This window comes from Candidatus Dadabacteria bacterium, assembly GCA_026708565.1.
In the GTDB taxonomy this organism is placed as follows: Bacteria; Desulfobacterota_D; UBA1144; order Nemesobacterales; family Mycalebacteriaceae; genus Mycalebacterium.
The window spans coordinates 1-21,799 of record JAPOUR010000003.1 but is presented as its reverse complement, the minus strand read 5'-3'; the positions used below and the strand labels follow the sequence as shown (position 1 = coordinate 21,799).

The following is a 21,799-nucleotide window of genomic DNA, read 5'->3' as shown; positions in this document are numbered from 1 at the left end:
TTCTACACCTCAACAACTTTGAAAACAAATGTTTCAAGCGCCAGACGGCAGTTGAGGTTTCCCCGCCTGACACCGGCAACGGCCTCTTCCAGAGCGAATGCCTTGGACGCTATGGATGCGGCGCTTCTCCCGTCCGCAAAATCCTTTGAAGCGCCCTCCAGTTCGCCATACGCTGCCTCTCCCGTTCCGGCGCCCGCCCGAAGCAGATCCCGTATCCACAGGGAGGCCCAGTCCGCAAATTTTTCCGCCTCGGCCCTTTGCCCCGCGGTTGTTTTTTCTTTGCCGACAACTTTCTCCACAAGGGAAAAGACCCCGGCGGGGTCTTCGGGGCCGAGGCGGGCGAGCGCGCCGATGGTTTCAAGCATTGCGCCCGCCTCGCCGGGCGTTATCCCAAGGGCTTTTCCGGGGCTTCCGCCCGCCACGGCGACCGCAAGCGCGGCCTCCCGCTCCGAAAGTTCCCCCTTCTCAAGCAGTTTCTCCCGCGCCACCCTTCCGTCCAAGCCGCCAAAAGACACCGTCTGGCATCGGGAGCGTATGGTGGGCAGTATGAGAGAGGGCAGGTGGGTTATCAGGATGATAACCGAGTAGGCGGGCGGCTCTTCAAGCGTTTTCAGAAATGCGTTCTGGGCGCTTGAGTTCATCCTTTCCGCGCCGTCAACGATGAAGATTTTGTGTTTTGATTCAAACGGCTTGAGAAAAACCCTCCGCTCTATTTCCCCGCGCGTGTTGTCAACCGTTATGACACTGCTGCCGGGGTATTCAAACACCGAAACATCCGGGTGTACCCCTCTGCCGATTCTGTCGCATGCGGGGCAGTCGCACAGGTCATCCGCTCCGCCCCGTTCACAGTTCAGTTTTTTGGCAAACTCAATCGCGGTGAGTTTCTTTCCCACCCCGTCCGGCCCGCTGAACAGATAGGCGTGGGCGGTTTTGCCGTCCCGCAATGCGCGGCTGAGAGTCTGCTTTGCCGCCGTGTGTCCGTCTATGGAGTCAAACATCCGCCCGCTCAAACGCCGCCACCACTTTGCCGTGCGTCTCCCGTTCCTCTCCGCGCGCGTCTATGACTTTAATTCTGCGCGGCTGTTTTTCCGCCTCCGCGATGAAGCCCTCCCTGATGCGGTCGTAAAATTCTCCGGCTTCCCTGTCCATTCTGTCCGCCCCTTCCCCGCGCCGGTTTTCAAGCCGCCGCAGGCAGACTTCAACGGGAGCGTCAAGGAAGAAGGTTATCGCGGGCTCAACGCCGAGGGCGGAACGCCGCGCGGCGGCGGCGGCAAAATCTATGTCTATCCCGCGCCCGTAGCCCTGATAGGCCACGGTGGAGTCAAAAAATCTGTCCGAGATAACGGTTTTGCCCTGCTCCAGCGCGGGGCGGATGACCGTTTCAACATGGTGAACCCTGTCGGCGCAGAACAGAAAAAGTTCGGCCAGCGGGTCTATGTTTTTCATCCGTTCAAGCAGGATGGTTTTTCTTATGGCGCGGCCTATGTCCCCGCCGTCTCCGGGCTCGTGGGTGAGCGCCGTCTCCGCGCCCTTTGCCGAAAGGTGGTCGCGGAAGAGCGCCGCCTGAGTGGATTTTCCGCAACCGTCTATTCCCTCAAAAGTTACAAGCATGACCGTGTCCGCCGGTAATGATACTTGAGCGGCGGTTCTTGACAATTACCGCGTGTAATATGACACTATCAGGCCTGTCGGCTTGCGTCGGCCGCGCGGAGGCCCGTAGTGGCGTTTGAGTGCTCAGAAACAGAACTGTTTGACCGTTCACGTCTTGAGGAGATGGCGCGTGTCGCGGGGATAGCGCCCCCGACCGCGCCGCCAAGCCCTGAGGTTGCGCGCATATGCGAAGGCGCGGTCTCCGGGGGCGGCGTTTCTCCCGATGACGCCCTTTTTCTTGCGGAGGTCTCCGGAGACGGAGTTCCGGCGCTCTTGAGCGCCGCCTCTTTTCTTGCCGTCCGCTCTCACGGAAAGCGGCTCACCTATTCCAAAAATGTGTTTGTGCCGCTGACGCGCCTGTGCAGAAACCACTGCGGATACTGCACTTTCAAGATTGAGCCCGGAGAGGCGGAGTTGCTTGTTCCGCCCGGAGAGGTGGACGAGATAGCCCGCAAAGGGGCGGAACTCGGATGCACCGAGCTGCTTTTTGTTCTCGGCGACAAGCCGGAGGCGGTTTACGGGCAATACAGGGATATGCTCTCCGGACTGGGCTGTTCAACAACCGCGGAGTATCTTGCGGAGGTGTGCGAATCGGCGATTGAGCGCGGCATATTTCCCCACTCAAATCTCGGCCTTGCGACCGAAGACGAGTTGCGCCGCCTCCGGCGCAGCAATCCGAGCATGGGGCTTATGCTTGAAAACATCAGCCCGCGCCTGCTGAAGAAGGGCGAGGCGCACCACCGTTGCGCGGACAAAGTTCCCAAACTGAGAATGGAGACTATGGAAACCGCGGGCAGGCTGAGAATTCCGTGGACGAGCGGCATACTTGTCGGCATCGGGGAGACCGTGCGGGAGAGGGTGGACTCTCTTTTCGCCCTCAGAGACATGGCGGAGCGGCACGGCCATATTCAGGAGATAATAGTTCAGAATTTCAGCCCCAAAGACGGCATAGCGATGGAGCAGTTTCCGCCGCCGTCTTTTCTTGAGATGCTGAAAACGGTCGCCGTGGCGCGCCTTGTTATGGGTGGCGAAATGAATCTTCAAATTCCGCCCAACCTCAACGGGGAGACCTATTCAAAATTCATACCCGCCGGAATAAACGACCTGGGCGGGGTGTCTCCGCTCACCATTGACTATGTAAACCCCGAAGCGCCGTGGCCCGCCCTTGAGGAGATGAAAAAACAGGTAGGCGCGCTGGGGTTTGATCTCAGGGAGCGTCTTCCGGTTTATCCCGAATACATCACGGACGAGTTTATAGACCCGGCGGTTCTTGAGATGGTCAGGGCGCGAGCCGATGCCGGGGGTCTTGTGCCGGAGGCGAATTCCTGAGGGCGGTTGTCATGGCGGAAAACCTGAAAGTGAAGGAACTGGCGGGGATGGTCAACGAGAGGAGGCCGGACGGGGTGTCCGCATGCCTCGGACGCGCAAATCCCGAACTTGCGGCAATCGTTGCAAAGGCCCTTGAGGGCAAAGAGATAACCGTGCCGGAGGCCGACATACTGTTTGCCGCCGGGTCTCCCGAAGACATTGCCGCGCTGGCAATCGCCGCCGACCATGTGAGAAAAGAGGATGTGGGCGATGTCGTAACCTATGTTGTCAACAGGAACATAAACTTCACCAATATCTGTGATGTTTATTGCGGTTTCTGCAATTTTATGGCTCCCGAAGGCGATGAAAAAGCCTACTTTCTCTCCATGGAGGAGATAGCGGACAAGACAAAAGAGGCGTGGGAAATCGGGGCGACCGAGGTGTGCATGCAGGGCGGCATGCATCCCCGCATAAACGGCGACTACTATGTTGACCTTATAAAAAATGTGAAGAAAGCCGTCCCCGGAATGCACACTCACGCCTTCTCTCCCTATGAGGTGTGGTATGGGGCGAATACTCTCGGCATTGAGGAGACTGATTTTATCAACATGCTCAAAGACGCCGGGCATGACACTTTTCCCGGCACGGCGGCGGAGGTGCTTGTTGAGGATGTGAGAAAGAAGATTGCGCCGCGCAAGATTCCCACCGAGGTCTGGATAAGGGTGGTGGAGAAGATTCACAACGCCGGAATGAGGACCACCTCAACCATCATGTACGGGCATCTTGACGAGCCGAAGCACTGGTCAATCCACCTGAATGTTCTGCGCGACATACAGAAGCGCACGGGCGGTTTTACGGAGTTTGTGCCGCTCCGTTTCATTCCGTGGGAGACGCGCATTTACAAAAATTCCAAGGGCAAGGTTCACGAGGGCCCCACGGACATTCACCAACTCAAGATGTATGCGGTTTCGCGGCTTTTTCTGCGCGGGTGGATAGACAACATTCAGGTGTCGTGGGTAAAGCAGGGGCCGGAGTTTGCCCAGTTTTCGCTGACCGCCGGGGCGAATGATTTCGGCGGAACGCTTATGGAGGAGCAGATCTCCCGCCATGCGGGGGCGAGTTACGGGCAGTATTTCCCGCCCGAAGAGTTTCGCCGCCTGACAAGGGAGATAGGCAGGATTCCCGCCGAGCGCAACACGGTTTACGGGATTCTGAAACGGTTTGACGGGGAAACGGAGACGGTTCAGGGCAATGGGGCGCAAGATGCCGGTTAGGTTTCCCTCGTAATTCCAAGCGAAAACATTCAACTGTTTTGTCTGTTTTTTGATTGACATTTTGCCGTTTTGGTATAGCCAAGTATTGACATATACGGCGTAATGCTAATATATTGATATACTATGAGTGTTAAGGAGACCATCAAGAGGCAGTATCAGGGGATTGTGGACGGCGCGGCTTTGCGGTTTTCCGGTGTCCGGACGCCGCCGGAGGGTTGGGTTGCCACTGTGCGGAAATCTCTGGGCATGTCCGGAGCACAGCTTGCCCGTCGTTTGGGTGTAACCCGTGCCGCCGTTTCCCAGACGGAAAGGAACGAGGCGGAGGGCGGCGTTACCATCAGGCACATGCAAACCGTTGCCGGGGCGTTGAATTGCCGTTTTGTTTACGCCATTGTTCCCGAAGAAGGCGGCATCAAAGATGTAATTCTTGCTCAGGCCGGGCGCAGGGCGGCCGGGATAGTTCGTAACGCCGGGGGGCAGATGGCGCTGGAAGAGCAGTCTCTTTCCGATGAGAAGAACAAAGAGGAGATCGCGCGTTTGCGCGATGATTTGGCGCATTACATGCCTTCCGATTTATGGGAGGAGAAATGATTGACGGCGATGCCCCGGAGGGCGCAACGCCTCTTGACCCCGATGAATGTGAGGGGCTTAAGCACAAACACATTACGACGCGCGGCGAACTGAATGAGTTGGAGCAAGCCAATGTTCAGAGCGGTCTGCGGTGGGTTTCAAGGAGTCGCCGGAGGGATATTTTGAGTGATGACTTTTTGCGCGGTCTGCATAAACGCCTGTTTGGAGATGTCTGGAACTGGGCGGGAACTTATCGCCGGACGGAAAAGAACATCGGCGTTGACCCTCTGCGTATTGGCGTTGAAATGCGAAAGTTGATTGATGATGCGCGGTATTGGGTTCAGCGCGGAACTTTCCCGCCGCTTGAAGCCGCCGCGCGGTTTCATCACCGCTTAACGCAGATACATCCGTTCCCCAATGGCAACGGGCGTCATGCGCGGATTGCGACAGACCTCTATCTGGAGCGTCATTTCGGGCATGACCCGATTGCGTGGATGCCCGGTTTTGATTTTCAGGCGGACAATGAACGCCGCAAGTCTTACATTGCGGCGCTTCGTGCGGCTGACGGCGGAGATTACGGGTTGCTTTTACGATTTGTAGGCGGAAAGGAGTGAGTGTTGCCGTCCGCTATTGTTTTGCAAGGATGACAGGAAAAGGCAGGTATAATGAAAAAAGTCAGAAATGACGGGAGGAGAGAACAGGGAATGCCAATCAGAAACCGGATAAAGATAGGCGACTTCATGCGCGGGGTGGAGCGCAGAAACCCCGGAGAGACGGAATTTCATCAGGCGGCAAGAGAAGTCGCGGAGTCTCTCGTTCCGTTCATCAAAAAGAACCCCGACTATACAAGAAACCAAATCCTTGAGCGGCTCACCGAGCCCGACAGGATAGTGTCTTTCCGCGTCTGCTGGGAGGATGACGACGGCAATGTCCGCACCAACAGGGGCTACAGGGTTCAGTTCAACAACGCCATAGGCCCCTACAAGGGCGGCCTGAGATTTCACCCGTCGGTAACGCTCAGCATAATGAAGTTTCTGGGCTTTGAGCAGATATTCAAAAACAGCCTGACCGGCCTTCCCATGGGCGGCGGCAAGGGCGGAAGCGATTTCAACCCGCGCGGAAAATCCGAGCGCGAGGTTATGCGTTTCTGTCAGGCGTTTATGACCGAACTTGCCCGCCATGTGGGCGAGGATGTTGACGTTCCCGCGGGCGACATCGGGGTCGGCGCGCGTGAAATCGGCTATATGTTCGGCCAGCACAGGCGTGTTCAGGGCAGGTTCACGGGCGTTCTGACCGGAAAGGGAATATCTTTCGGCGGCAGCCTCATACGCCCCGAAGCCACCGGATACGGCAGCGTTTACTTCATCCGGGAAGTTCTCGGCGCGGCGGCGGACGATATGGCGGGCAAGATATGCGTGGTCTCCGGGTCGGGAAATGTGGCTCAATACACGGTTGAAAAACTGACCCAACTGGGCGGCAGGGCGGTAACCATGTCGGACTCAGACGGGTTCGTCCACGACCCGGACGGGATAACCCCTGAAAAACTGGCTTGGATAATGGATTTGAAAAACAACCGGCGCGGGCGCATGAGTGAATACGCGAAGCATTTCAAATGCAAGTTTTACAAGGGCAAAAAGCCGTGGGGCGTCCGGTGTGATGTGGCGTTTCCCTCCGCGACCCAGAATGAACTTAACGGCGCGGACGCGAAAATGCTTGTGAAAAACGGCGTGAAGGCGGTGGGGGAGGGTGCCAATATGCCGTGCGACCTTGATGCGGTTCATGTGTTCGGGGATGCCGGGGTTGCGCTTGCCCCCGCCAAGGCGTGCAACGCCGGAGGCGTGGGGGTTTCGGGGCTTGAGATGACCCAGAACAGTATGAAGCTCAGATGGACCCGCGAGGAGGTTGAGGAGAAGTTGCGGGATATTATGGTGGACATTCACGAGCAGTGTGTTGAGTTCGGAAAGAAGGGCAGAAAGATTGACTATGTGGCGGGCGCGAATATAGCGGGTTTCAAAAGGGTGGCGGATGCGATGGTGGCGCAGGGGGTAGTGTGATTTACAAGATTGTTTTGAGGAAGTCGGATGAGGGATACAGCGTTTCCTGCCCGGCTTTGAAGGGATGCCATTCGCAAGGCGGGACAAGAGAGGAAGCGCTTGAGAACATAGCCGATGCGATTCGGGAGTATCTTGCTTTTTTGAAAGGTCGGCGCTTGGTTGACACTGTAAATAGGAGCGGGTTACAGTAAATCCGTCAAAGGAAAGGAGGGAATGATGAGTTCACAATCTCAATATACTGCAATCATAAGGCGTGACGGCAAGTGGTGGATTGGGTGGATTGGGGAAGTTAGCGGTGTTACCTGTCAGGAATCTACCAGAGAGGAACTTCTGGAGACATTGAAGATTACTTTGCGCGAAGTGCTGGAAATTCACCGTTCAAACGCTATAAAGTCCGCCGGTAAGGAATACGAAGAAGTTCCCATAACGTTATGAAACGAAGGGACTTAATCCGCTATCTTGAGTCCCATGGTTGCGAATTTGTAAGGGAAGGAAAGCGGCATTCTTGGTGGTTCAATCCTTCCAGCGGTAAACATGCGGCCATTCCGCGCCATCGGGAAATTGGCAGGTATCTCGCACGGGAAATCTGTAGCCAGCTTGGCATTCAAGAATTGACAAAACACACTTTTCACGAAGTGGTCGGCGAATATTTATCCGATTGATTGTTGCAATGCGTCAGGTTCACAGCCTTTCGCCGGTTAAACTCTTCCCTAACAATGCCTCTCTCAACCGAACTTGCAAAAACCCTTGCCTCCCGCACTTCCGCCGAAGTCCGCTTTCGCAAAATAGACAGAATCCTCTACGCCACGGACGCAAGCAACTACCGCGTTGAACCGCTCGGCGTTGTCCTTCCCCGCACGGCGGAGGATGTGGCGGAAACCGTCAGGATCGCGGGCGAATTCGGCGTCTCCGTTCTTCCGCGCGGCGGGGGGACGGGGCTGGCCGGGCAGTGCCTCGGAGACGGAATAGCGGTTGACATGTCCAAGTATATGGACGGCGTTTCCGCCATTGACGCCGAAAACAAGACCGCCACAGTGCAGCCGGGCGTTACCATCGGGCGGCTGAACGCTCTGGCGGGAGAAAAAGGGCTGATGTTCGGGCCCGACCCCGCAAGCGCAAAAGTTGCCACCGCAGGCGGCGTGGTGGCGAGCAACGGAACGGGCGCGCACTCCATACTTTACGGAATGGCGGGCGACAACCTGCTGTCCGCAAAGGCGGTTATAGCCACGGGCGATGAGGTTTCCCTGTCCGCTTCGGGATGCTCCGATGCGCGGCTTTCAAAAGCGCTTGAGGATTTCAGAGGCGCAAACCGCGCCCTTGTTGAGCGCGATTTCCCGCGCCACTGGCGGCGGGCTTCCGGCTACTCGCTGGACTGTCTACTTGACGACAATTTCAACCCGGCAAAACTGCTTGCCTCGTCCGAGGGAACACTCGCCCTGACTACCGAACTGACGCTCAAACTTGTTGACACACCCGCCCGCACGGCGCTCTGCGTCTTGCAGTTTGACGACCTTTTCCGCGCAATTGAAAGCGTCCCCCTTATTCTCCGGCGCGAGCCGTCCGCGGTTGAACTCATAGACGGAATGCTCATCGGACTCACGAGAAAACACGGCGGATACTCAAGGATGCTGTCTTTTGTGAAAGGAGAGCCGGAAGCCGTTCTGGCGGTTGAGTTCTTCGGCGAAACGGATGAGGACTGCCGCAAAAAGGCGGAGGGATTTGCCGGTTTTCTCACCCGTGAAGGCGTCCGGTGCGAAAAGGGATTTGCCCTCTCACAAAGAGAGCAGACTATGGTCTGGGGCGTGAGGACGGCGGGTCTGGGGCTTCTGATGAGTTCCCGCTCAGGCGCAAAGCCGATTCCGTGCATTGAAGACGTGTCAGTTCCGGTCTTCTCCCTTGCCGCCTATGTGAAAGACATATCGGAGGTGTTTTCGTCCATGGGGCTCACCGCCGGCTACTACGCCCACGCAAGCGCGGGCTGCCTGCACATACGCCCGCTGATAGACCTTTCAACCCGCGAAGGGGCAACGCTTATGGATGAGGTGTCGGACGCCGCGCTGGGGCTTGCCCTGAAACACGGAGGGGTGATGAGCGGCGAGCACGGGGACGGGCTTCAGAGGAGTCGCCTCAACGAGCGGCTTTTCGGCGCGGACATTTACGGGGCGATGAAGGACTTGAAACACATCTTTGACCCGGCGGGCGCGCTGAATCCGGGCAAGGTTGTAAGCGCGCGGCGCAACCCCGGCGCGACCCTCAGGGCGGCGGGCGCGGACTCCTCGCGCCTTGCGCCCGTTCTGGACTGGAGCGCGTCCGGGGGCCTCGCGCCGGAGGTTGCCGCATGCAACGGTCAGGGGCTTTGCAGAAAAACGGGGGACGGGGCGATGTGCCCGTCTTTTATGGCGACCCGCGATGAGGCGCACACAACACGGGCGCGCGCAAACCTGCTGCGAGCCGTTCTTCACGGCGAGGTCGGCCATGATTTCATCTTCTCCGCAGAGGCGGAGGAGGTTTTCGGCCTGTGCGTGGGCTGCAAGGCGTGCAAAACCGAATGCCCGTCTTCGGTTGACGTGGCAAAGATGAAAACGGAGTTTCTGGCGCAGAGGGGAAAACGCGCGGGTTTTTCGCTCACGGACAAAATGTTTGCCCGCGCCCATGCGGTTTCGTCCGTTCTCTCCCGCGCTCCGGCGGCGGCAAACCTGCTTGCGGACGCCGCCGCCGGAGCGGGGCTGACGGGTCTGCTCGGCATCGCCCCGCAGAGGCGGTTTCCCGCTCTGGCTCGCCGGAGGTTCAGCGACTGGTTTTCCGCGCGCGGCGTCTCCGCCCCGGCGGGCGCAAAGGCGGTTTATTTTCACGACACATGGGCGGAGTTTTACAACCCCGGAGCGGGGCGCGGCGCGGTTGAAATCCTTGAGGCTCTCGGTTTTGAGGTGGCGGTTGAAGAGCGCAGGGTCTGCTGCGGCAGGCCGATGATGAGCCGGGGAATGGTCGCGGAGGCGCGCGCAAATGCGGAAATCAACGTTTCGGTTCTCGCCCCCTACGCCGAGCGGGGCATACCGATAATCGGGACCGAGCCCAGCTGCGTTTCAATGTTCACGGACGACTATGCCGACCTGCTTCCCCAAAGCGGCGGGAGGGAGGCCGTGGGGCGGATGTTTTTCACGCTTGAGGAGTTTGTAAAACCCCGCGCCGAATCGCTTTCGGCAAAACTGGACATCCCCGCCGGAAGGGTCATCGCCCACACCCATTGCCACGGCAGGGCGGCGGGCTCGTCTCTCGGCGAGACGCTGGACGCGCTGGGGTTTGACTCCTCGGACACCGGGGCGGGCTGCTGCGGAATGGCGGGCGGGTTCGGTTATGAGAAAAAGTATTACGACGTGTCGGAGAAGATGGCTTCGGACAGGCTTGTTCCCTCCATAGAGAAAGCCGGGCGGGGCGCGCGCGTGTGCGCAACGGGGGTTTCATGCATGGAGCAGATACGCCACTTTTCCGGCGCCGAGCCCGTCCACTTCGCCCGCCTTGTCGCGGACTGCATCAGGCGTTAGCCGGTGGCAAACGCGAAAAGGGCGCTCAGAATCACGAGTACCGCGAAGATGCCCATCATGTAATACGGGTAGTTGGGGTTGTGCCCCTTCTTGATGTTCGGAACGCGCGGCTGCCCCCAAATCACCTTTTTTTCCTCTTTCGCCGTTTTTTCCTCTTCCGTCATGTCAGTCTCCCTGCTTTTCCGACTCCTTCGGGTAAGAGCCGAAAGCGTATTGCCTCGCTATTTCAAGCATTGATTTCAGCATCTCAAGCAGCCTCGCCTGCAAGTGCTTGTTTGAAATAACGCCGTAGTAGTTTCCTTTTCTGTCCTCAATCACGAGGTGGGAAATGTCGTGCCGCTCAAACAACTCAAGGCACTCCGTAAAACTGTGCCGCAGGTTGACCTTCACGACATCCGGCGTCATTATCTCGCGCACTTTTGTCTTTTCCGGGTCCATGCCCTTTGCCACCACCTTGGTTGACACATCGTAATGGCTGACAATCCCCACAAGTTTGCCGTCTTCAAGAACCCCGGTCGCCCGCAGTTTCAACCTTTTGAGCGCCTCGGACGCCTCCCTTGCGGTGTCATCCGCGCCGACCGAGTAAATGGCTTCCCGGTCTTCTATCATGTCGCGGACGACAATTTTTCCCAGGTCTTTCTCGTTCATCGCTTCAATTGTATTACAGGCGCGCCCGCCGCGCAATTGTCGGCGCGATTTAACGGAGGCGGCGCGGTGTGTTATTATGTTCAGCCATCGCGCAAAGGAGGGAAAAAATGGCTGAATACAAACACCCGGAGGTTCTTGTTTCAACGCAGTGGGTTGAAGACCACAAAGATGACAAGGACGTTATTGTGGTTGAGTCCGATGAGGATGTGCTTCTTTACGAGGTGGGGCACATTGCGGGAGCAATCAAACTTGACTGGCAGATAGAGTTGCAGGACCAGCTCGTGAGAGACTATCTGGCGGCTGAAAACTTTGAGAGGCTGATGTCCGAAAAGGGCATCTCCAATGATTCAAAGGTGGTTTTCTACGGCGACAAAAGCAACTGGTGGGCGTGCTACGCGTTCTGGACTTTCAAGGTAATGGGGCATGAGAACTGCCTCATAATGGACGGCGGAAGGCAGAAGTGGGTTGACGAGGGCAGGCCGCTTGTGCGGGATGTGCCGCAGCTTCCAGAGACGAAATACAAGGTCGGCAAAATTGACGAGAGCATAAGGGCGTTCCGCGATGAGGTCTTGGACCACATGAAAGCGGGCGGCGCTCTGGTTGACGTGCGCTCGCCGCAGGAGTTCACGGGCGAACTTACGCACATGGAGGCGTATCCGCAGGAGGGCTGCCTCAGGGGCGGGCACATACCCGGCGCGAGCAGCGTTCCGTGGGCGCGCGCGGCGAATGAAGACGGCACTTTCAAATCGGCGGACGAACTTGCCGCCATATACGGCGGCGAGCAGAAACTGAGCCCGGACGGCGAAGTTGTGGTTTATTGCAGGATCGGGGAGAGGTCTTCGCACACATGGTTTGTTCTGACCTACCTTCTCGGTTACACGAACGTCAAAAACTATGACGGCTCGTGGACGGAGTGGGGCAACCTTGTGCGCGCCCCCATAGAAAGATGACATGGGCGACTTGGCCGGAATAATCCGGCAGTTCAGGGATTCAGACCTTCAGACCACGCTTGAGATGCTGGTTGACTACTCGGACAGTCTTCCGCCTCTCCCGGACAGGTATGTCCCGCTCCTTGAGAGTTCGGACGCCAGAGTTCCCGAATGCGAGACGCCCGTTTTTCTGTGGGTTGAGGTTGACGGCGGCAGGGTCGGCATATTTGCCCAGGTGCCGGAGGAGTCTCCCACGGTGAGGGGTTTTGTCTCCATTTTGATTGACGCTTTCACGGGCGCGTCCCCGCTTGAGGTGGAGGAGGCTCCGGCGGACATACTGCACCGCCTCGGCCTTGACAAAAAAATAGGCACAAGGCGCATGTACGGGCTTGGGGCTGTTTATGCGAGGATAAGGCGCGAGGTGCGCGACAAAGCCGAAGCCTCCGAATTAAAGCAATGATACACCGGGAACTTATGGACATGCTCATAGACCACTACGAGCATCCGAGAAATTTCGGCTCTCTGGAAGACGCCGACATAGTGCGCGGCGGCGGCCATCCGGGCTGCGGAGACACCATAACCGTCTATGTGAAACTCGGCGGCGGCGCGGTGGAAACGTTCAAATTTGAGGGCAAGGGCTGCATGGTCAGTCAGGCGGCGGCGTCTCTGCTGTCTCTTGAAGTTGAGGGCATGGCGCTTGAGGATGTGTCCGCGATGGGCAGGGACAGAATGGTTGAGATGTTAGGCAAAGAGATAGTTGTGCGCCGCCCCAGATGCGCCATGCTCGCCCTTGACACCCTGAAAGGCGCGCTGACGGCGGCCTCCCGCTCCGCCGGTTAAACGAAAAACACCAGCAGCGCGAGGGCGACCGCCATTCTGTACGCCACAAAGGGCATGTAGCCGCCCCTTCTTGCAAACCTCATCAGAAACCTGACGGCAAACACTCCCGCCGCCGCCGCAATGACCGCCCCCGCCGCATCGCCGCCGTCGGGAAGCGCAAACCCGTTGTTCCAAGCCGTGCGCCCGATGGCGGCGCCTATTGCCGGAACGCCCATCATAAAGGCGAACTTTGCCGACTCCTCCCTCGTGTATCCGAGAAACATTCCGCCCGATATTGACGCCCCCGCCCTTGAAACTCCCGGCGCCAGCGCAAACGCCTGGGCGACCCCGATAACAAGGCAGTCTCTTATTGAGACATCGCGAAGACGTTTTCCCTCGCGGGGCTTTCTGTCCGCAAGGAAAAGCGCCGCGCTTCCCGCGACAAGCCCCGCGACCACCGCCTGCGGCTGGCGGAGCGCCCCCGCCACCAGATGCTCAAAGGCGAGCCCCGCCGCAACGGACGGCAGAACGGTTATTAGAAGGCCCGCGCCCATTCTCGCTTCGGGGCTGTCAAGAGAGCCGCGCGCCCCCGCGCGGGCAAGCCCCCGCGCCACTTTCATCCAGTCCTTTCTGAAGCAGAACAGTATGGACGCAAGAGTCCCCGCATGAAGCCAGACCGCCGTCCGCAGACCCGCATCCTCCCACGAAAACAGCCACGAAACTATCATCATGTGCGCCGTGCTGCTTACCGGAAAAAACTCCGTAATTCCCTGAACGATTCCCAGAACCGCAATCTCAATTTTTTCCAATTCGGGATGTTCCCCCTTTTTTCTTCTTCGGTGTTTTCAACGCCCTTTTCAGGTGAAGCCCGGTTTTGGAGTTCTTCGCTCCCGCCACCTCTTCCGGAGTTCCCTCCGCCACTATTTTGCCGCCCTCCGCGCCCCCGCCGGGGCCCATGTCTATTATATGGTCGGCGCTTTTTATTATGTCGGTGTTGTGCTCTATGACTATCACCGTGTTTCCCCGCGCGAGCAGCCTCTCCATTGCCGAGAGAAGTTTTTTCACATCGTGAAAATGCAGCCCGATGGACGGCTCGTCAAGAATGTAAAGGGTGTTGCCCGTTTCCCTGCGGGAAAGCTCCTTTGCGATTTTAATCCTCTGCGCCTCGCCGCCCGAAAGGGTGTTCGCCTCCTGTCCGAGCCGTATGTAGCCCAGCCCCACATTCTCAACCACGTTCAGCCTGCGGCTTATCTGCGGAATGTTTGAGAAAAAGTCCGCCGCTTCCGCCGCCGTCATTCCGAGAACATCGGCTATGCTTTTGCCCCTGTAGGTTGCCTCAAGCGTCTCCGTGCCGTAGCGCAGTCCGCCGCACTGTTCGCAGGTTGTATAGACATCCGGCAGAAAGTGCATCTCAACCTTCACGCTGCCCTTGCCTTCGCACAGGCCGCAACTGCCCTCGCGCACGTTGAAACTGAACCTTCCCGCTCCGTAGCCCCGTACCTTCGCCTCCGGAGTCATGGCGAACAGCTCGCGTATGGGAGAGAAAACGCCCGTGTATGTGGCGGGGTTTGACCTCGGCGTTCTGCCTATCGGCGTCTGGTCTATCTCTATCACTTTGTCCACGTTCCGCGCCCCGCGCAGTCCGCCGTCCCGCAGTGCGGGCAGCAGTATTTCATGTATGAGCGTGCTTTTGCCCGAACCCGAAACGCCCGTAACGCAAGTGAAAACCCCGACCGGAAACGATACGTTCAGCCCCGATATGTTGTGCTTCTTCGCGCCCCTTACCTCAATGAATTTTTCCGTCTTTCTGCGCTTCTCCGGCACTTCAATGGAGTGCTCGCCGCCGAGGTATTTGCCGGTGAGAGACCTCTTGTCCGCCGTCAAATCCTTCACCGTTCCGCACCCGATGATCTCCCCTCCGGCGGCTCCCGCTCCGGGTCCGAGGTCAAGAACAAAGTCGCTGCTTCTTATCGTGTCTTCGTCATGCTCCACCACCACAACCGTGTTGCCGTCATCCCTCATTGACCTGAGAGTGCGAATCAGTTTGTCGTTGTCCGAGGGGTGCAGCCCTATGGACGGCTCGTCCAGAACGTAGGTTACGCCGGTCATTGAAGAGCCCAGCTGGGTGGCGAGCCGTATCCTCTGCGCCTCGCCGCCCGAAAGGGTGGTGGCGGGGCGGTCAAACGTCATGTATCCGAGACCCACATTTTTCAGAAACCCGATTCTTGACTTTATCTCTCTTATGACTCCGCCCGCCACAGCCATTCCGTAATCGTCCAGTTTGAGCCCGGCAAAGAAACCTTCCGCGTCCGTTACGTCAAGCCGCGAGACATCGTGAATGGTTTTGCCGTCCACCAGAACCGAAAGCCCCTCCGCCCCTATGCGCGCCCCTTTGCACGAGCCGCACGAAACCGTTTCCGTGTAGGCGGAAATGCCCTCCCGCGCCCCGGCGGACGAGGTTTCGCTCATCCATTGCGAAAGCGAGCCTATCACTCCGGGGAACTCCCCCCCCGCGCCGTCCCCCTCAAGGATAAGCCGCCTGTGCCGCGCGGACAGTTTGCCGAAAGGGGCGCTTGTGCTGAAGCCGTGATACTCCGCCGCCCGCTCCATAAGCCGCCTGTGATACCGCGAGTTTTTCCAGGGGCGTATCGCTCCCGCCTCTATTGACAGGGAGGAGTCCACCAGCAGGTCGGCGCGAAACCTTGTCTCCTCGCCGAGGCCGCCGCACTTTGCGCACATTCCGTAGGGGCTGTTGAAGGAGAACAGTCTCGGGGAGATCTCCCCGTATGCCGCCCCGCAGGACGGGCATGAAAACACGGAGTTGAAATTAAGCGTTCTGCCCCCCGCCTCGCAGACCGCCGCCCCGCCGGATTTTTTGAGCGCGAGTTCAATTGAGCCCTCAACCCTCTCAAGCGCGCCGGGCTTTGAGGTGTCCGCCGTGTCAATGACCGCCAGTATGTCGTGCGCCTTGTTTCTCTCAAGTGATATGTCCTCGTCCAGGTCTCTTTCCTCCCCGTCTATGACGGCGCGCACAAACCCCTCCGCCCTTAACTCCTCAATCTCCTTGCGGTATATGCCTTTCCTTCCCCGGACGATGGGGGACATAATCCGCGCTTCGCCGCCCCGCGCCGCCGCGACCGCGCGTTTTGCCATTGCCCCGGCGCTCTGGGCGGTGATTTCCTCGCCGCAGCGGGGGCACATCGGCGCGCCCGCCCTTGCGAACAGCAGGCGCATGTAGTCGTAAATCTCGGTTATCGTGCCGACAGTTGAGCGCGGGTTGCGGTGGAAACTTTTCTGGTCAAGCGATATGGACGGCGAAAGCCCGTCAATAAAGTCCACATCGGGTTTTTCCAGTTGCTCCACAAACTGCCGCGCATAGGCGGAGAGAGACTGCATAAACCTGCGCTGCCCTTCGGCGAAAAGGGTGTCAAACGCGAGGGACGACTTTCCGCTGCCGCTCACGCCGGTGATGGTTACAAGTTTGCCGCGCGGGATTTTTGCGCTGATGTTTTTGAGGTTGTGACTCCTCGCGCCCTTTATGGTGATGAAACTCAAAGCGCGCGCGGCTCACCCCACGCCGCCCATTGCCATTTGCTCAAGGCGCTTGATGCGCTCTCCGGTGGGGGGGTGGGTGCTGAAAAGTTTGGCAAAGCCGCCGCCAATCACCGGGCTGACTATCATCATGTGCTCGGTGCTTTCCGCCGCCTGCTCGCTTACGTTAAAGGGTATCCGTTTTGCAAAGTGGTCCATCTTTCTCAGCGCGTCCGCAAGGAACATCGGGTTCATACATATTGCCGCCCCCTCCCTGTCCGCGCCGAACTCCCTTGTGCGCGATATGGCAAGGCGCACTATGGTTGCCGCCAGCGGCGCGACAATCGCCATTGCGAGCAGAACAAAAACATTGTTTCTGCCGTCCCTTCCGCCTCCTCCCCCGAAAATGGCGGCGAACTGCGCCATCCAGGCTATGTAACTGATTGCGGCGGCTATGGTTGCGGCTATTGAGCCCACCAGTATGTCGCGGTTTTTAATGTGGGCGAGTTCATGGGCGAGAACCCCTTTGAGTTCGTGCCTGTCCAGAAGTTTCACGATTCCCCGCGTTACGGCGACCGCCGAATGGGACGGGCTTCTGCCGGTGGCAAAGGCGTTGGGCGCTTCTTCGGGAACGATGTAAACGCGCGGCATCGGAAGCCCCGCATTGTGGGCGAGTTCCCTCACATCGGCGTATATCTGCGGGGCGGAGTTTTCGTCCACTTCCTGCGCCTTGTACATTTTCAGAACGATCTTGTCGCTCCACCAGTAACTTGCGAAGTTCATAACCCCCGCAACAACAAGGGCGATAACCGCCCCCTGCTGGCCGCCGAACGCGCCCCCGCACCAGACCAGTATCGCCGACAGAGCCGCCAGCAGAATTACGCTTTTCAAAGTGTTCATTGTTCGTTGTCCTCCGCCCGGGAGTTTCCCCCTTTGCAAGTCATATAATAATCACCCCCGCCCGCCGCGCAATGTTTGAGACGCTCTTATTTTGCGCCACCCCGGAATGTGGGCGCTCAGCATCTGTTTGAAAAGCCCGCCGTGATTGGGGATTTTCAGGTGCAGCAGTTCGTGCGCGATCACAAACCGCCGGAAGGAGGGCGGCTTGTCCAGCAGGTCGGAATTAAAACAGACCCCGCCGCGCGAAGAGCATGACCCCCATTTGCGCGTCATCGGTCTGACGGTTACCCGCCGGGGCGAGACCTTTATCCTTGCGCTCCACAGCGCGACTTCACCCTTGAACTTCTTTTTTGATACGCTCATCCAGTTTCATTATCTCCCCGATAACGCGGTCTTCGTTTTTCTCTCCCACCGCCGCGCCCGTCAGTTTGTAAAGCCCCGATTTGAGGGACATTTTCTGGTGCATGTTTTCGCGGTGGTCGGGAAAGGCGCTGAAAAGGTTTTCCATCTCCGCGGCGGTTTCCCCGGCGTTTGCGTCCCCCTCTTTTTCAAGCACAAGGCGGAACACAAACTCCCGCGCCGACATTCCGCTCTCCTCAAACTCGCGCCTGAGGCCGAGGTTTTCCCGCGCAATCCGGTTCAGGTTCTCCACAGTTTCCCTCGCCCCCGCCTGCCCGGTGTGAAACCTGTCTCTGACGTCCCGCGCCTTTCCCGCCATTGACGCAAGGCCCAGCGTCCTTTCAATCTCCGAGACCAGTTTCTCAACAAGTTTGAGCAGGTTGTTGATTTTCACCTTGTCGCTCTTGCCGCTTTGCAGGATTTCCTCAAGCGTCTCCGCGCTGACAACCGCCTCCGCGCCGTTTTCCTCCGGTCCGAACGCTCCCACGCTGTCCGCTATCAGTTTTTCGGTCTTTTCCAGAAACTCCCCGTATCTGACGGGAAGGTTGTCCCGTTCAAAACTTTTCATCACGACCTTGTAAACCCCGCAAATTGCCGTGTAGTCGTCAAGAAAGCCCCTCAGTTTTTCGTCCGGCGAAAGGATTTCGTAAAGCCCCTGCAATCCCCTGAAAAACTCAATAAACGCCTCCCTTTCGGCTTTGTCCGTAAACCGCTCTATAATTTTTTCGCCCTTTCCGCCGCCCGTTTCCTTCAGATACCCCCGCGCCCGCTCCATTTCCCGCCCGAACTTTTCAAACAGGATTTCAATGTCCTCTATAACGCCGCTCACATCCTTTGAATCAAAAGCGAGCGCTTTTTTCATATTGCCGAATATGCCGATGAAGTCCACTATCAGCCCGTATTCCTTTTCCTTCCCTCCCTCCCCGAAAGTGTGGGGCCTGTTGACCCGCGCTATGGACTGAAGCAGCACGTGGTCTCTCATCGGCTTGTCCAGATACATGCAGTAAAGAACGGGCGCGTCAAAGCCGGTAAGCAGTTTGTCCGTAACAACAAACATCTTCGGGTCTCTGCCCGGTTTCTGAAACTCTTTGCGGAGGGTTTTTTCCTCGTCCGCCGGTATCTGGTATTGCGCCACAAGGGGAAGGGCTTCGGTGTCATGCTGCGCTTTTGTGTAAACCGCCTTCACCGATTCCGGCGGGAGGTGTTTGTCAAACTCCCTTTTATAAAGGGCGCACGCCTCGCGGTCAACCGCCACAAAAAACGCCTTGTATCCGAGCGGCTCAACATTCTCTTTGAAGTGCCTTGCGGCAAACTCCGCCACGCGGCGCACTCTTTGCCCCGCTTTCAGAAAGTTTTTCAGGGTTACCGCCTTTTCAAGAACCCTGTTCAGTTGTTCAATGTCGCAAAGCCCTTCCGCTTCGGCAAGTCCGAGGAACTCTTTTTCCAGAGTCTCTGCGGGAACTGTAAGTTTGGCGGGGGCGAGTTTGTATTTCAGCCCCACCGTTGTGCCGTCCCTTATGGACTCCATAATGGAGTATTTGTCCAGATAGCCGGTTTTGTCCTCTTTGCCGAAAACCTTGAATGTTCCCCTTCCGTGCGCGGTTTTGTCCACCGGCGTTCCGGTGAAGCCTATAAGGGTGGCATAGGGAAGCGCTCCGGTCAGGTAGTTTCCGAGGTCTCCCTCAACGCCCCGGTGCGCCTCGTCAATAAAGACGAATATGTTTTTCCTGTCGTTCATATTTGCGGGCATGTCGTCAAACTTCTGAATGGTTGATATCACCAGCCCCCTGAAGTCCGATTCAAGTATTTCCCGCAGGTCTTTTTTGGTTTGCGCCCGCCGGATGTTCACCCCTCTTATGCCGCCCCCTGAGGAGAGGGAGGCGAGCCAGCCTTCCAGTTGCCCTTCAAGTTCGTTTCTGTCTATCATCAAAATAACGGTGGGGTCTCCGAGTTCCGTTTTGCGTCTTATGACCAGTTCCGCCGCCTTTATCATCGTAAAGGTTTTGCCCGACCCCTGCGTGTGCCATATCAGCCCGCGCGTCTTTTTTGTGTCCGCGCATCTTTCCTCTATCCTCTCCGCCGCGCGGGTCTGGTGCTGGCGGAGAACGGTCTTTCTCAGTTCATCGTCTTTCAAGTAGAAAATGACCCATTTTTCAATCAGTTTCAGAAATCTTTCCGTGTCAAAGAAGGATTTAACCTTGGCTTCAAAGTTGCCTTCCCGCTCCTCCCGCCAGTCAAACAGGTTTTTCGCTTCGGTGTTCCATGTTGCGCCGTAGTGGAATTCCGGCAGGTTTGTTATTTCAAACACTTGGGGCAGGGCGAACATTGCGGGGGTTTCGCGGTGGTATTGGCGTATTTGTATCAGCCCTTCATAGATTGCGTTTCTTTTCTTCGGGCTTTTGGTTTCCGCAACGGCGACGGGAATGCCGTTTATGAGGAACACAACATCGGCGCGGTGGGGTTTGTCTGAGGTTACCGTCCATTCGTCCGTAACCTGAAAGGTGTTGTTTTGCGGGTTTTCATAGTCAATCACGCGGATATTGCGCTCCCGCTTTTCGGTGTCCAGATAAACGCTTTTGTTTCCGCGCAGCCATTCAAGGGCTTCATTGTTGCCTCTTATGTCGTGGTGGACGTTTTCTATGTTTCGGACTACTTCCCGTACTGTTTCGGGGTTGAGGATGTCGGGGTTTAATGAGAGGAGTTTGTCCGTCAGGATAGAGGAGAAGATAATGCCCTGAGTTCCGCCGCGCAGACTCTCGGCGTCTTGGCGGGAGACGGGTTGCCAGCCGATTTGAGAGGCGTATTCAATCATCGGGGCTTGGACGGTTTTGGATTCTGTTATTGGGGTGGTCATGGGTTAGTCCCTCAAGTATTGTTTTGCTGCATAAACTGAAGAGTAATCAATATTGTTTCTTGTGGCTTTGATGTTTTGTGGGTTTTCCCAACTCCTCCAGATTTCTTTGTCTAGTATTCCATCAGGGTCTGTATCTATAATGTAGATTTCGCTTTGTGGCTTTAGATTGTTTTTTATTAAATCGTTTATATGTTCATCTCTATATGAAAATCCCATTGACAAAAAAGCATCACATTTTTGTAAACAAGCGGTGAAGTATTCATGGAATTGCTTAAAAGGTTTTTCTTTCGGTGCGCCCTTGAACCCCGGATACAGGACAGAAGATTTATCCGAGAACTCTTCAATGACTTTTTCAATTTCTCCGTTTTCTGTTAGTCTCCATTCTAAAGAGCCATGCAGTTTTGTAAGCCATATTTTCCTTGAAAAAGCTTTCTTTGTACTGTATTTATCGGTATTCAATAATGTGTTAAAGTCTGAGTTAGAGAAAGGTGATATTCTTTGAGGGGGTATTCCATTATCTTCCAATGCCTTTTCAATGGCACGGTCATAATTTGTTGTGAAAATTTCTATATTGTAATGATCATCGGATGGTTTTCCGCTGTTGATCAGTTCGTTAACCCAGTAACCTGTTTCTCTGAGATCTTGGTTTTTTATGGAAGACACCCCATAACTGCTGTGAACTATTTGATTTATTTTTTCTGTTAATTCTTTTGCCTTTCCGTAGTACTCTTGTGCCGAATGAACATTATTGCCCGGGTTATGATTGAGGTAAAACAAATAACAATTCTTATGTAGAAAGTCATTTTTGATGAGGCAGTTTTCTATAGGTTCAAGAATCTCAGCCTTGATAAACCATAAGACTCTTTCTATGTCAATTTTTTCACTTTTTGGTATTGGCTTATATATGTAATTGTTTATTACTTCATGGTTGAGGTGTTCCATAAATTCTCTGGTCGTAGGATACCCCAAGTCAACAGACGCTCCTGCTCCGGCGAATATGAGTAAGTTCTTCTTTTCAGACATGTGAATTTCCTCCTTTCATCAAGTCATTCAACGCAACCTTGAAGAAATCCTGCAAGGTTGCTTTCTTGTTTTCATGATGTTCAATCTTCCTGTCAATAGCCCGTAAGGTTTCGGCAATCCTCTTTTGTTCTGAGAGGGAAGGGCAGGGAAGGGGAATCGTTGTTAAAACTGATTTTGACAATTTCCCTCTTGCGTCTCCGGTTATAAATGGTTCAATGTTTATAAAATTCAACATATAGCAAAGAAAGTAGTTATCAGAGATTTGTGGCTTTGCCTTAACTACATGCGCGTGGTTGTT

Annotated in this window: 23 protein-coding genes; 12 read left to right on the top strand and 11 right to left on the bottom strand. The window is 56.3% G+C overall.

The features are described 5' to 3' along the window. Positions 1-2 precede the first annotated feature (2 nt). Together OXF42_00895 and tmk are read right to left on the bottom strand one after the other, a co-directional pair. Complete coding sequence (locus tag OXF42_00895; protein MCY4046660.1) at positions 3-1,010, bottom strand: AAA family ATPase; 1,008 nt, start codon at positions 1,008-1,010, stop codon at positions 3-5. After that, entirely contained in the window at positions 991-1,611 is a 621-nt protein-coding gene (gene tmk / locus OXF42_00890; GenBank protein MCY4046659.1) for a dTMP kinase, read from the bottom strand. Before tmk ends, OXF42_00895 begins: the two co-directional genes overlap by 20 nt. A gap of 108 nt (positions 1,612-1,719) precedes the next feature. On the opposite strand from tmk, the gene cofG reads away from it, so the two are divergent. From cofG to OXF42_00845, 9 genes are all read left to right on the top strand, one after another. After that, on the top strand, positions 1,720-2,979 hold the full coding sequence (cofG, locus tag OXF42_00885; GenBank protein ID MCY4046658.1) for a 7,8-didemethyl-8-hydroxy-5-deazariboflavin synthase CofG: 1,260 nt from the start codon (positions 1,720-1,722) through the stop codon (positions 2,977-2,979). 11 nt (positions 2,980-2,990) lie between these two features. Then, complete coding sequence (cofH, locus tag OXF42_00880; protein ID MCY4046657.1) at positions 2,991-4,232, top strand: 5-amino-6-(D-ribitylamino)uracil--L-tyrosine 4-hydroxyphenyl transferase CofH; 1,242 nt, start codon at positions 2,991-2,993, stop codon at positions 4,230-4,232. A 123-nt stretch (positions 4,233-4,355) separates the two neighbouring features. Beyond that, positions 4,356-4,823, top strand: coding sequence for a mobile mystery protein A (locus OXF42_00875; GenBank protein ID MCY4046656.1), 468 nt, complete (start codon positions 4,356-4,358; stop codon positions 4,821-4,823). Then, entirely contained in the window at positions 4,820-5,416 is a 597-nt protein-coding gene (locus tag OXF42_00870) for a mobile mystery protein B (protein MCY4046655.1), read from the top strand. The genes OXF42_00875 and OXF42_00870 overlap by 4 nt, the downstream gene beginning before the upstream one ends. A gap of 90 nt (positions 5,417-5,506) precedes the next feature. Further along, the gene (gene gdhA / locus OXF42_00865; protein ID MCY4046654.1) at positions 5,507-6,856 is read left to right on the top strand and encodes an NADP-specific glutamate dehydrogenase; all 1,350 of its coding nucleotides are present in this window, start codon (positions 5,507-5,509) and stop codon (positions 6,854-6,856) included. Continuing rightward, positions 6,853-7,047: a type II toxin-antitoxin system HicB family antitoxin gene (locus OXF42_00860; GenBank protein ID MCY4046653.1), complete on the top strand. Its 195-nt coding sequence runs from the start codon at positions 6,853-6,855 to the stop codon at positions 7,045-7,047. The genes gdhA and OXF42_00860 overlap by 4 nt, the downstream gene beginning before the upstream one ends. 25 nt (positions 7,048-7,072) lie before the next feature. Next, a complete protein-coding gene (locus tag OXF42_00855; protein ID MCY4046652.1) occupies positions 7,073-7,291 on the top strand; it encodes a type II toxin-antitoxin system HicB family antitoxin in 219 nt (72 codons plus the stop codon). Then, a complete protein-coding gene (locus OXF42_00850) occupies positions 7,288-7,518 on the top strand; it encodes a type II toxin-antitoxin system HicA family toxin (GenBank protein MCY4046651.1) in 231 nt (76 codons plus the stop codon). The genes OXF42_00855 and OXF42_00850 overlap by 4 nt, the downstream gene beginning before the upstream one ends. A 54-nt stretch (positions 7,519-7,572) precedes the next feature. Further along, positions 7,573-10,398, top strand: coding sequence for an FAD-binding protein (locus tag OXF42_00845; GenBank protein MCY4046650.1), 2,826 nt, complete (start codon positions 7,573-7,575; stop codon positions 10,396-10,398). Here OXF42_00845 and OXF42_00840 read toward each other — a convergent pair. Together OXF42_00840 and OXF42_00835 are read right to left on the bottom strand one after the other, a co-directional pair. Continuing rightward, positions 10,395-10,562, bottom strand: a complete 168-nt coding sequence (locus OXF42_00840) for a hypothetical protein (GenBank protein MCY4046649.1) — start codon at positions 10,560-10,562, stop codon at positions 10,395-10,397. The two genes, OXF42_00845 and OXF42_00840, sit on opposite strands and share 4 nt — an antisense overlap. Position 10,563: 1 nt before the next feature. Then, complete coding sequence (locus OXF42_00835; GenBank protein ID MCY4046648.1) at positions 10,564-11,046, bottom strand: CBS domain-containing protein; 483 nt, start codon at positions 11,044-11,046, stop codon at positions 10,564-10,566. Between the two features lie 107 nt (positions 11,047-11,153). On the opposite strand from OXF42_00835, the gene OXF42_00830 reads away from it, so the two are divergent. From OXF42_00830 to OXF42_00820, 3 genes are read left to right on the top strand one after another with little or no spacing between them, the layout of a single operon-like run. Then, the gene (locus OXF42_00830) at positions 11,154-11,996 is read left to right on the top strand and encodes a sulfurtransferase (protein MCY4046647.1); all 843 of its coding nucleotides are present in this window, start codon (positions 11,154-11,156) and stop codon (positions 11,994-11,996) included. A 1-nt stretch (position 11,997) separates the two neighbouring features. Beyond that, positions 11,998-12,435 carry a SufE family protein gene (locus tag OXF42_00825; GenBank protein ID MCY4046646.1) on the top strand — a complete coding sequence of 146 codons (438 nt, stop codon included), beginning with the start codon at positions 11,998-12,000 and terminating at the stop codon, positions 12,433-12,435. Further along, entirely contained in the window at positions 12,432-12,815 is a 384-nt protein-coding gene (locus OXF42_00820; protein ID MCY4046645.1) for an iron-sulfur cluster assembly scaffold protein, read from the top strand. The genes OXF42_00825 and OXF42_00820 overlap by 4 nt, the downstream gene beginning before the upstream one ends. On the opposite strand, the gene OXF42_00815 is transcribed toward OXF42_00820, so the two are convergent. The 7 genes from OXF42_00815 to OXF42_00785 all read right to left on the bottom strand — a co-directional run. Further along, complete coding sequence (locus OXF42_00815; protein MCY4046644.1) at positions 12,812-13,603, bottom strand: undecaprenyl-diphosphate phosphatase; 792 nt, start codon at positions 13,601-13,603, stop codon at positions 12,812-12,814. The two genes, OXF42_00820 and OXF42_00815, sit on opposite strands and share 4 nt — an antisense overlap. Continuing rightward, positions 13,590-16,349 (bottom strand): excinuclease ABC subunit UvrA, encoded by a 2,760-nt coding sequence (gene uvrA / locus OXF42_00810; protein MCY4046643.1) that lies wholly within the window; start codon positions 16,347-16,349, stop codon positions 13,590-13,592. The genes OXF42_00815 and uvrA overlap by 14 nt, the downstream gene beginning before the upstream one ends. A gap of 12 nt (positions 16,350-16,361) precedes the next feature. Beyond that, positions 16,362-17,225, bottom strand: coding sequence for a zinc metalloprotease HtpX (gene htpX, locus OXF42_00805; protein ID MCY4046642.1), 864 nt, complete (start codon positions 17,223-17,225; stop codon positions 16,362-16,364). A 51-nt stretch (positions 17,226-17,276) separates the two neighbouring features. After that, positions 17,277-17,588, bottom strand: a complete 312-nt coding sequence (locus tag OXF42_00800; protein ID MCY4046641.1) for a M48 family metallopeptidase — start codon at positions 17,586-17,588, stop codon at positions 17,277-17,279. Continuing rightward, a complete protein-coding gene (locus OXF42_00795; GenBank protein MCY4046640.1) occupies positions 17,557-20,478 on the bottom strand; it encodes an HsdR family type I site-specific deoxyribonuclease in 2,922 nt (973 codons plus the stop codon). Before OXF42_00795 ends, OXF42_00800 begins: the two co-directional genes overlap by 32 nt. Before the next feature lie 3 nt (positions 20,479-20,481). After that, positions 20,482-21,501 (bottom strand): SIR2 family protein, encoded by a 1,020-nt coding sequence (locus OXF42_00790; GenBank protein ID MCY4046639.1) that lies wholly within the window; start codon positions 21,499-21,501, stop codon positions 20,482-20,484. Next, positions 21,494-21,799 (bottom strand): restriction endonuclease subunit S (locus tag OXF42_00785; GenBank protein MCY4046638.1); only part of this gene is annotated, 306 nt, incomplete at its 5' end. The genes OXF42_00785 and OXF42_00790, both read right to left, overlap by 8 nt.

Excerpts from the sequence above, each read along its gene's own strand:
- tmk (MCY4046659.1), bottom strand. The coding sequence starts at position 1,611 with ATGCTTGTAACTTTTGAGGGAATAGACGGTTGCGGAAAATCCACTCAG.
- cofH (MCY4046657.1), top strand. The coding sequence starts at position 2,991 with ATGGCGGAAAACCTGAAAGTGAAGGAACTGGCGGGGATGGTCAACGAG.
- OXF42_00875 (MCY4046656.1), top strand. The coding sequence starts at position 4,356 with ATGAGTGTTAAGGAGACCATCAAGAGGCAGTATCAGGGGATTGTGGAC.
- OXF42_00870 (MCY4046655.1), top strand. The coding sequence starts at position 4,820 with ATGATTGACGGCGATGCCCCGGAGGGCGCAACGCCTCTTGACCCCGAT.
- gdhA (MCY4046654.1), top strand. The coding sequence starts at position 5,507 with ATGCCAATCAGAAACCGGATAAAGATAGGCGACTTCATGCGCGGGGTG.
- OXF42_00855 (MCY4046652.1), top strand. The coding sequence starts at position 7,073 with ATGAGTTCACAATCTCAATATACTGCAATCATAAGGCGTGACGGCAAG.
- OXF42_00850 (MCY4046651.1), top strand. The coding sequence starts at position 7,288 with ATGAAACGAAGGGACTTAATCCGCTATCTTGAGTCCCATGGTTGCGAA.
- OXF42_00845 (MCY4046650.1), top strand. The coding sequence starts at position 7,573 with ATGCCTCTCTCAACCGAACTTGCAAAAACCCTTGCCTCCCGCACTTCC.
- OXF42_00840 (MCY4046649.1), bottom strand. The coding sequence starts at position 10,562 with ATGACGGAAGAGGAAAAAACGGCGAAAGAGGAAAAAAAGGTGATTTGG.
- OXF42_00835 (MCY4046648.1), bottom strand. The coding sequence starts at position 11,046 with ATGAACGAGAAAGACCTGGGAAAAATTGTCGTCCGCGACATGATAGAA.
- OXF42_00830 (MCY4046647.1), top strand. The coding sequence starts at position 11,154 with ATGGCTGAATACAAACACCCGGAGGTTCTTGTTTCAACGCAGTGGGTT.
- OXF42_00825 (MCY4046646.1), top strand. The coding sequence starts at position 11,998 with ATGGGCGACTTGGCCGGAATAATCCGGCAGTTCAGGGATTCAGACCTT.
- OXF42_00820 (MCY4046645.1), top strand. The coding sequence starts at position 12,432 with ATGATACACCGGGAACTTATGGACATGCTCATAGACCACTACGAGCAT.
- htpX (MCY4046642.1), bottom strand. The coding sequence starts at position 17,225 with ATGAACACTTTGAAAAGCGTAATTCTGCTGGCGGCTCTGTCGGCGATA.
- OXF42_00800 (MCY4046641.1), bottom strand. The coding sequence starts at position 17,588 with ATGAGCGTATCAAAAAAGAAGTTCAAGGGTGAAGTCGCGCTGTGGAGC.
- OXF42_00795 (MCY4046640.1), bottom strand. The coding sequence starts at position 20,478 with ATGACCACCCCAATAACAGAATCCAAAACCGTCCAAGCCCCGATGATT.
- OXF42_00790 (MCY4046639.1), bottom strand. The coding sequence starts at position 21,501 with ATGTCTGAAAAGAAGAACTTACTCATATTCGCCGGAGCAGGAGCGTCT.